Source organism: Planctomycetota bacterium (genome assembly GCA_026387035.1).
Lineage (GTDB): Bacteria > Planctomycetota > Phycisphaerae > FEN-1346 > FEN-1346 > JAPLMM01.
The window spans coordinates 1-9,490 of record JAPLMM010000041.1 but is presented as its reverse complement, the minus strand read 5'-3'; the positions used below and the strand labels follow the sequence as shown (position 1 = coordinate 9,490).

The 9,490-nt window shown below is 63.6% G+C and carries 5 protein-coding genes; 4 read left to right on the top strand and 1 reads right to left on the bottom strand.

Annotation, left to right across the window (positions count from 1 at the left end):
• From NTX40_01235 to NTX40_01220, 4 genes are all read left to right on the top strand, one after another.
• Positions 1-1,039, top strand: a 1,039-nt coding sequence (locus NTX40_01235) for a trypsin-like peptidase domain-containing protein (GenBank protein MCX5647713.1), incomplete at its 5' end; no start/stop codon positions are given.
• Between the two features lie 39 nt (positions 1,040-1,078).
• Positions 1,079-3,307: a PDZ domain-containing protein gene (locus NTX40_01230; protein MCX5647712.1), complete on the top strand. Its 2,229-nt coding sequence runs from the start codon at positions 1,079-1,081 to the stop codon at positions 3,305-3,307.
• A gap of 1,294 nt (positions 3,308-4,601) precedes the next feature.
• Complete coding sequence (locus NTX40_01225; protein MCX5647711.1) at positions 4,602-5,279, top strand: choice-of-anchor E domain-containing protein; 678 nt, start codon at positions 4,602-4,604, stop codon at positions 5,277-5,279.
• A gap of 568 nt (positions 5,280-5,847) precedes the next feature.
• Positions 5,848-6,867: a nucleoside hydrolase gene (locus NTX40_01220; protein MCX5647710.1), complete on the top strand. Its 1,020-nt coding sequence runs from the start codon at positions 5,848-5,850 to the stop codon at positions 6,865-6,867.
• 364 nt (positions 6,868-7,231) lie between these two features.
• Here NTX40_01220 and NTX40_01215 read toward each other — a convergent pair whose 3' ends face one another.
• Positions 7,232-8,890, bottom strand: coding sequence for a DUF5060 domain-containing protein (locus tag NTX40_01215; GenBank protein MCX5647709.1), 1,659 nt, complete (start codon positions 8,888-8,890; stop codon positions 7,232-7,234).
• Positions 8,891-9,490: the final 600 nt, after the last annotated feature.

Below are 9,490 nucleotides of genomic sequence, written 5' to 3'. Positions count from 1 at the left end.
CGGCACCGACAAGGACACCGACCTGGCGGTCGTCAGGCTCAAGCGCCCGGACTCTAACCCATTACCCTGTGCGGAACTCGGCGACTCGGATGTCCTGAAGGAAGGCGATTTCGTCATGGCCATGGGCGCCCCGTGGGGTCTGTCGCGCAGCGTCTCGATCGGCATCGTCTCCTGCACGCACCGCTTCCTGCCGGAGTCCAGCGAGTACAGCCTCTGGCTCCAGACGGACGCCTCGATCAGCCCGGGCAACTCCGGCGGGCCCCTGGTCAACACGGACGGCCAGGTGGTCGGCATCAACACCCTCGGGACGTCGGGGGGCGGCGACATGGGCTTCTCCGTCCCCTCGAACACCATTCGCCACATCCTCGCCCAGATCTCGGAGTTCGGCAAGGTGAATTGGAGTTGGACCGGCCTGCAACTTCAACCCCTCCGCGACTTCGACCGCAACATGTATTTCGAAGGGACCGACGGCGTCATCGTCGCCGAAACCGATCCGGAAAGCCCCGCTCGCCACGCCGGCCTCCTGCCGCGCGACCGCATCCTGGAGGTCGGCGGCCAGCCCATCAGCGCCGTCACTTCCGAGAACCTCCCCTCCTTGCGGCGATTGCTGGGTCTGCTGCCCAAGGGCCAACCCGCGGACATCAAGTTCCTCCGCGGCGAAAAAGTAATGACCGTCCAACTCACGCCCCGCGAAAAAGGCAAGGTCGAGGGCGCAGAACTCGATTGCCCACGATGGGACCTCACCGTCAAGCAGATCAACCAGTTCGACAACCCCGAACTCTATTTTCACCGCAAGGAGGGCGTCTTCATCTACGGTGTTAAGTCGCCCGGCAACGCGGGCAACGCCGGCCTCAGGCCCAAGGACATCATCCTCTCGATCGAAGGCCGGGAGGTGAAAACCCTCGACGACGTCAAGAAAATCCACGCCGAGGCCATCGAGAATGTCAAGAAACAGCACCGCATCATGTTTTCCGTCCTCCGCAACGGCCTGCTGAGGCAGATGGTTCTCGACTTCTCGCGCGATTATGAAAAGGAATGACGGTTCCCGCGAATCACGTTCCCGGATAAAGGGCCTCCCATGAACGCTCGATTGGCTTGCGCGGTACTCGTGTTAGTGGCGTCGTCGGCCTTGGCGGCCGGCCCGGAGGAGGCGAGCCCCGCCGACTTCGTCGCCGTCGCCGGCCAGGTCGCTCCCTCCCTGGTGCGCGTGGAGTACACCCTGCGCCCCGACAAGGGCGAGGATCCCGTCGCGGGCGGCTATACCCGCGCCGCGTGCCCCGTCAATCCCTACAGCGCCTTCGACGCCGACGCGCCCGTCCGCGAAGAACGTCCCTTGGAGGTCGAAGGCTTTCTCCTGGAGCCCGCTCTCGTCCTCAGCCCCGACCCGATGATCCATCCGCGATTCATCGAGTCCATCGCTGTTCGCTTCGGCGACCAGGTGGTTCCGGCAAAGCCCGTCCGATACGCCCACGACCAGAACGCCCTCTTCCTCCAACTCGAAAACCCCCTCGCCGGTGCCAAACCCCTCGCCTTCGACGCCGAGGCCAAGGCTCCTTTCCTGGCCGTCACCTACGGATACGGCGACGAAGGCTGGACCGTCGGCGTCTCGCCCATCGGCTCGGAAGTCTCCGTGACGGAAACCGGCCTCAAGGTCCGCGGCGTCCCGCTCTGCTGCCTCATCGTCACCGAGAAGGGCCAGCCGGTCGGCATGTCGCTGAGCGGCACGCTGCCGGTGGACGATTCGTGGAAAGGGCCGCCCGAGAAGTGGCCGACCCTTTCGGCCGACGAGGTCGCCTCACTCGCCGACAAGGTCGCCAAAAGGGCCGACCAGGCCGTCCTGCGGGTCCAATTGGGGTTCCGCAGCCCGAAGAAGGAGGAGGGTGGAAGGGCCCAGTACTCTCGCGGCGGCGACGACGACCAGGCCACCGAACGCCACGTGCCCGGCATCCTCGTCGGTCCCGACCGCATCCTCGTCCTGGCGAACCTCGCGCAGAAAGTCACCGCCCGCCTGGAGCGGATCAAGGTCTTTCCGCCCGAGGGCGAGCCCGTCGCCGCCGCCTTCGAGGGAACGCTGAAGGACTACGGTGGCTTCATCGCCACGCTTAAAAAGCCGCTCGACGGCGCGGTCAAAATGACCGCCGGCGACATCCGCCGCTTCGACAAGGTCCTCGTCTTGGGCGCCGACGTCCGCATCCAGGGCGAGAACCGCGTCGTCTACGTTTGCCGACGACGCATCACGGAGTTCAACCGCGGATGGAAACGCCACGTCTATCCCGAACTCCCCGGAAACGCCGACAATGTCTTCCTCTTCGACGATGAAGCGAGCCTCGTCGCCTTTCCCGTCGCGCGCCGGCCCAAGGCGGGCCAGCAGGAACGAGGGTCCTCCGAGAACCCCAAACTGACCGCCGCGACGCAACTCGCGCCGGTCCTGGGGGCCCTCGCCCAGAACGTCGACCTGAGCAACGTGCCCCTCTCGGAGGAAGAAGAAAACCGCATCGCCTGGTTGGGCGCCCTCCTTCAGCCCATGGACCGCGAACTGGCGCGCCTCAACAAGGTTTCGCACCTCACGCAGGACGGCCAAACCGGCGCCATCGTCTCCTACGTCTATCCCGCTTCCCCCGCCGACAAAGCCGGCGTCAAGGCCGGCTGGATCCTCCTCAGACTTCACGTCGAGGATTTTCCCAAGCCCCTTGAAATAAAAATGGAGAACGACCGCTCCGGCGACTGGGAGTTCCCGTGGGAACGCCTCGACGAACTCCCCGAGGAATACTACGACCGCCTCCCCGCCCCCTGGCAGCCCGCCGAGAACTCCTTCACCCGCATGATCACCGACATCGGCTTCGGCAAAAAGTACCGGGCCGAGTTCGTCGCCGACGGCCAGACGGTCTTCAAGGATTTCGAGGTCGTTCAGAGCCCGCCCCATTTCGGCGCGGCCCCGAGGTTCAAATCCGACGCCCTCGGCATCACCGTCCGCGACATGACCTACGAGGTCCGCCGCTATCTCCAGAAGGAACCGAACGACCCCGGCATCGTCATCTCCAAGGTCGAACCGGGCTCGAAAGCCTCCGTCGCAGGCATCAAGCCTTACGAGACGATCACCCACGTGAACGAGCAGCCGGTCGCCAACGTGAAGGATTTCGAGCGCCTCATCGCGGGTCAGCAGGAACTCCGCCTGGCCGTCAAACGCATGGTCCAGGGCCGAGTCGTCAAGATCACCCTCACCGGCGGACCCGAGAAGCCCCAGGAACCCCCAAAGGCCGCCCCGGCCGAGAAACCTGCTCCCGAGGCGCCTCCAGCGGACAAATAGTCCTAACCGCAGAGTTCGCTAAGAGCGCAAAGGAAAGCGGGATTGGGGAACGGCAGTAACATTAACCCGCCCCGCAAGCGGGGCGGGTTAATTAGTCACATGCACGCCGTCTATTTGCTGTTTGTCGTTCCCCTATTTTCGTCGTTCTCTGCGGTCTCTGCGATCTCTGCGGTGAATTCTGTGCCTCGACTTATGGCAACCGGCGATTGTGGATAACTTTTTGGAGGAGGTTTTGGGGGGTATTTTGGGGCGATTTTTGGGAACCCACCGGCCCTGGCGCTAGCGTCCGGGCGGTTTTTTCACTGCACGGGACCCGAATGGTAAGATGGGCTAGCGCGGATTTAGTGCTTTTTTCGACTTTTTTCGTGTTTTTTGACCGGTTTTTACCGGTTTTTGTGCCCTATTTCGCACTTTTTCCATCCATGTCATGTGCATACCTTTATGTGTATAACTTCCGCCGGACGCGCGTAAGTCGCATTTGGCGGGGGAATCTCGCATTTGACAAAGAAACAGCATTGGACGGGCAGGGAGAGAGTGATTGCGGAATGCGGAGTGCGGATTGAAACGACAAAACCGCGGACGGTTAGCCGCGACCCGAAGTTTACCCGCCGTGGCGGGGGGAGCGGGTTCGTTGCGGAACGTTTACCCGCCGGTCGCCCGCCACGGCGGGCAAGGTTGGGCGGGCGTAACGCCTTGTCCAGGCGGGGTTTAACCGCAAAGGACGCCAAGCACGCAAAGGGAGGATTGGGGAACGACAAACGGCGCAAAGCCAAACCACCGAAAGGACGCAGAGGGAGGATTGGGGAACGGGGAAAGGCAACGCGGAACGCGGCCCGAAGGGCTCCAACGAAGGAACAGGGACCCCAAGGGGGTCCAACGGCGAACAGGGACCCCAAGGGGGTCCAACGGCGAACAGGGAGATTGCGGAGTAAACGGCGAACGGCGCGGGCGATGGCGGGGCTGAGGTGTTTGGGCGAGGTGCGGAGGGAGGCGTTGGAGAAGGCCTTGAAGCCCCTCCAGGCCTGGGCATGGGGGGCGGACGGAAATTTCCGGCGAGGGCGGCGGAGGCGTAAGTTCTTGCTGCACAAAGAGTTATGACGGTTCGTGGCCGCAGAAATAGATTTTGCGAAGAAAAAAAATTTGACTTTTGCGAATTTGTGGGTATATTACCCGTGAAGTGGAAAGCCCGGGGGACGTGGCTTCCAAAAGAGTAAGTCTCGCTTTAGGTGATTCTCTAAGGGCAGGTATCGAGGAGCCGGGGGCCGGTTCCTCCAAGAGGAAAGGCGGTAATCCTATGTGGCGGAATCGGATTTTCATGGGAGCAGTCCTTCTGTTGCCGCTGGTGGTTCCGGGCGTGGCGTCGGCCTCCTCGATTTCTTATCCGACGACCTACTCCTTCAACCTTTCGCCAGGGAGCCAGACGGTCAACCTGTCTCAATTTAACGACCTTGGAGGCTCGTTGACCCTGACCAAGGTGACGCTCGACTTGGATGGCGATATTCACTCGAGCATCGAGGCAGAGAATGACGATCCTACTCTTCCAGCCTCCATGGGCGTGTCTCTGATTGGTAATTTTGACGGCAAAGTGATGAACGGCTTGACCGAACTGTTGCACGCGGCCGGCAGTATTACCGACACTCATGGACCGGTTTCCGTGACGGCGACAGACGGCATCGTCAGAAGCGGTCCGGACTATCACGACTACGGGACGCTTAACGACAGCGATTCGGATTCGGATTCTCTGACGAGCGGTCTCAGTTACTTCATCGGGGCAGGCACCATCCCCGTTGATATTACCGGCAGCGGCGGTTACAATGTTTCGGGTACATCCAAGAGCACCGTTTGGGTAACAGACTTTGGTATATCAGGCACGGCCATGGTTACTTACGAATACACGCCGGAGCCGGCGACGATGGCGCTTCTCGGCCTCGGAGCCTTGGGCTTGGCGGCGAGGCGGCGCCGGAGCCGGTAGGCGGCACGGCGGGCCGGAGTAAGAGACATTCCAAGGCGGGGCCTTCGCGAGGCGAAGGCCCCGTTTCATGCGCCGGGTCGGCCGGCGTCGGGCCGAAGCGGGGAAGGAGCGATTGCGGCCCGAAGGGCTCCTATGTAAGGAACAGGGACCCCAAGGGGGTCCAACGGCGAACAGGGAGATTGCGGTCGCCACGGCGACCAGGGATTGCGGATTGGGGATTGCAGAGTGCGGAATGGACCCGTCTTCGTCCCGGCGTGCCGGGATCGGGCGGAAAACATCTTGTGCAGCCGGCGAGAAGCGATAGAATCGAGACACCTGCCTTCGCCAAGGCTTCCCGCTTCGCCCGTTGGGCTACGCAGGACAAGTCGGCGGGCAGGGGCGGTGGGTGTTTCGTCGCCGCGCGTGCTGCGGTTGCCCCGGTCGCCCTCCGGGCTCCCTCCGCAACCGCAGCGGGAACGTTACCCATGGCGACGGTTCCACCTTATTCCAGGTCGGAAACTGTCCAGCGCATGGGGACAAGCTAACAGTTAGCCACGCCCCTGGCATTTACAGAACAAGGAGGCCCGCCATGTTACGAGCCGAAGAACTTGCGGCAATTGCCGCACTTGCAGGCCTGGCCATCTGTGCGTATGCGGCCGCCGGCGAGCCGGCCACCCCCGCCCCCGCCGGTGCCGCCGCCGGCCCCGTGCCCGCCATCCTCGACACCGACATCGGCGACGACATCGACGACACGTGGGCCCTGGCCCTGCTCCTGAAGTCCCCCGAACTGGACCTGAAGCTCGTCGTGTCCGACAACGGCAACGCAACCTACCGCGCCAGGATCGTGGCGAAGATGCTCCAGGCGGCCGGCCGCACCGACGTCGCAGTGGGCGTGGGCCTCCGCCCCGACGACAAGGGCGGGCGCCAGGCCGTCTGGATCGAGGGCTACGACCTCAAGAGCTATCCCGGCAAGGTGCACCAGGACGGCGTCCAGGCGATCATCGATACTGTCATGAATTCGCCCGAGCCCGTCACGCTCATCGCGATCGGCCCGGTGCAGAACATTGCCGCCGCCCTCCAGCGCGAGCCGCGCATCGCCCAGAAGGCCCGCTTCGTCGGCATGCACGGGAGCGTCCGCCGCGGTTACGGCGGCAAGCCGACCATCAACGCCGAGTACAACGTCAAGGTCGACGCGAAGGCCTGCCGCGCCGCCTTCGAGGCGCCATGGGACATTACGATCACGCCCCTGGACACCTGCGGCCTCGTGCACCTGAAGGGCGAGAAGTACGCGGCCGTCCGCGACTCCAAAGACCCCGTCGCTGCCGCCCTCATCGAGAGTTACCGCGCCTGGGCAACCGCCGGCAAGAATCCCGCTATGGCCGGTTCCGCCAGTACCACCCTATACGACACCGTGGCCGTGTACCTGGCATTCTCGGAGAACCTCGTGAAGATGGAGAAGCTCGGCGTCCGCGTGGCCGACGACGGCAAGACCCTGCTCGACCCCGCCGCCAAGGTCGTGAACGTTGCCACCGAGTGGAAGGATATGCCCGCCTTTGAGGACTTCCTGGTCAAGCGCCTGAACAGTCCGACGGTGCCGGCAACTCGCTGACATGTAGCGGGAATTCCGGTGACATAGAACTTATCTCCTCTTTTCCGGCTTCGGCCCCGGCTTGCGGGGGGAGAGGGGACGGGACAGGCACTGTTCCAGATCGGTTACGAAACTCGGGCTGCCTAACGGGCGGCCCGTACGGCCGTGCCGCCGCAATCGCCGGAGCATATCCTCGTCGTCCTCGGCCACAAGAAAAGCCCGCCAATCGGCCACCTCGGCCGCCAGCGGGCCGCCAGCCTTCACCAGTCGGTCGCCTCGACCCGCCACATGTCCGGCCGCGCTCGACCACGGCCAGTCCCACGCCTGGGCGACGAGACCCGCACGCACGGGGTTCCGCTCGATGTATCGCGCCGTCGCCGAAGTCTCAGTGCGTACGGCCGCCGGTGGCGCTGTCAAACCTGACCGCCAGCGGCGGAACGCCTTTGGTGACCGACGCCGTGGGGCGTACCTCCGGCCTCAGCCGTTCGCCCGGCGCATAAGGCGTGAAGCGATAGACCAGGTCGTTCTTCGGGGCGGCGGCGGTGTAATCGCCGGGCGGCGCGGTGCCCACGGCCCATTCCTTCATCTCCCAGGGGTCAATGGCGTCCACCTTGTAGGGGCGGTCGCCGGCGAGTTGGATCGTCTGGCTCTTGCCGCCGAGGACGTAGAGCAGGTAGTACTCGCCCGTCTTGGCCAGGAGGAAGCGGCCCTGGTCGTCGCCGAGGGGCTGGAGTTCGTCGAAGTCCGGGGCGGCGGCCATGAACGCCTTCAGCCAGTGGATGCGCGCCGGGCTTTCGCCGTGGAGCACGCCGCCCTTGGACCACCAGAGGATGTCCTCGGGATGCTTGTACGTCTCGCCGTGCCCGACGTAGCAACCGCTCATCGTGCCGAGCCAGAACCGCTGGGTCATGGTCCGGGCATCCAGGTTGCCCCAGCCCTGGGGGATGTTGCCCTCGTACTTGCACTCGTCGAAGACGATGGGCTTGCGGTACTTCTCTCGGAATTCAACCCCTTTCGCCAAATTCGAACTCTGGATGCTGGCGTGGGTGACCCAGGGCTTAGAGTGGTCGTAGAACGCGTTGCAGTTATGGATGCCCCGCATGTGGCCGTAGGGGTCGTTCTTCTGAAGGTTCTGGAAGAAGCGGTCCCAATCGTCCATCGTCTTGTTCCCTTGCTGGTTCTTCGTGCCGGGCGCCATCAGGTCGTACTCGTTGGCCAGTGACCACCAGACGTTGCGGAAGGCGCCCAGCCGTGCGATGCAGTAGCGCAGGTAGCGGTCGTCCTGGTCGTCGCTCATGGCGGCGAAGCCCCAGCGGTCGTAGGGGTGCCAGAGGATCAGGTCCGCCTCGATGCCGAGTCTCTGAAGGTCCAGGATGCGCTGATCGAAGTGCCGCCAGAACGCCGGATCGAACTGGCTGAAGTCGAACTTTCCGTCGGCGTCCCTCCGAAAGGGGAACCGTTCGGGCTCGTTCTTGTTGTAGGCGTAACTCTTAGGGAACACGCAGAATCGGATCTTGTTGAAGGGCGCGGCGGCCAGGGTCTTGAGCGTCTGCTCCTGGAGTTCCTTCGTCTGATGCACCCAGGCGTAGCACGTCGTGCCGAACTGGTGATAAGGCGTGCCGTCGGCGTAACGGAGGTAGAACGTCTTGAAGACCTGCACGGGGCCGTGGTTGTTCGCCGACGGCGGCGTGGCGGTGAACGAACCCGTCTTGCCGTCCAGTTCAGGCCGGTTGCTTTCGGTCCTGTAAGACCACTCGCCGACTGTGTCGGGCATGAACCGGACCCGATAGGCGCCGTCGCCGTCGTAGAAGCCCGCTGCGGTGACGACGCGGTCGCCGTGGCGAAACGCGGCAGCGAGACGCACCTCGCAATACGGATTCCCCCCGGCGGGGCCTTTCAACGGGAGTTCGAAGACGCCCCATTGCTCCACGCAAGCGCCTTCTTTCTCCGCCGAGGCCGGGGGGGGGCCGGCTGATTCCGCGCCACAAGCCTGGGCGGCCACAAGGGCCATCGCCGCAACAAAGAACATCGCACCTGGGCCCATGTCTCTCCTCTCCCTTCCCCGCACTGTGACCGGTTCCGTGTCCGTGCGCCTCTCGGCGCGCCGCTCTTCGACTTTCGGCACCCCAAGGATACCGTAAGGGACGCGGCAATTCCTCCTTGATTTCGACGGATTCTCCCGACATCCTAAGGTTATGGACACCTTCGACCCCACCGGGGCGACTTCGAGCCTTACGGCTTCACCTGCGTCCGCCGGACGACGACGCGCACGCCCCGGCCGGCTCGGCACAATGAGATTAAACCTCTTGCAGTCCGGCACGCTGACGTATCTGATGGGGGGGCACGGTCACGGTTGCGGCACGGCTGGTCGCGGTGTTCTGGGCGGCCACGAAAATATTTCTTTTTTTTGCTGTAACCCCTCAGTTACGGGCGCTTGAAGGCGGGATGGCAAAGAGCAGGTGGTAGGGATTGGCGTCGGGGTGGGTGTGACTAATTTTTCTGGCACGGGTGTTGGGCATCGAAAGGGGCCGTAACAAGTGCCGGAGGCACGACTGTTCTCTAGCCACGGGCGCAAGCCCGTGGAAAGGAAGCGGGGCAGAAAACATTCTTCCCTTTCTCTGTTGGAGCCCCGTAGGGGCGATGG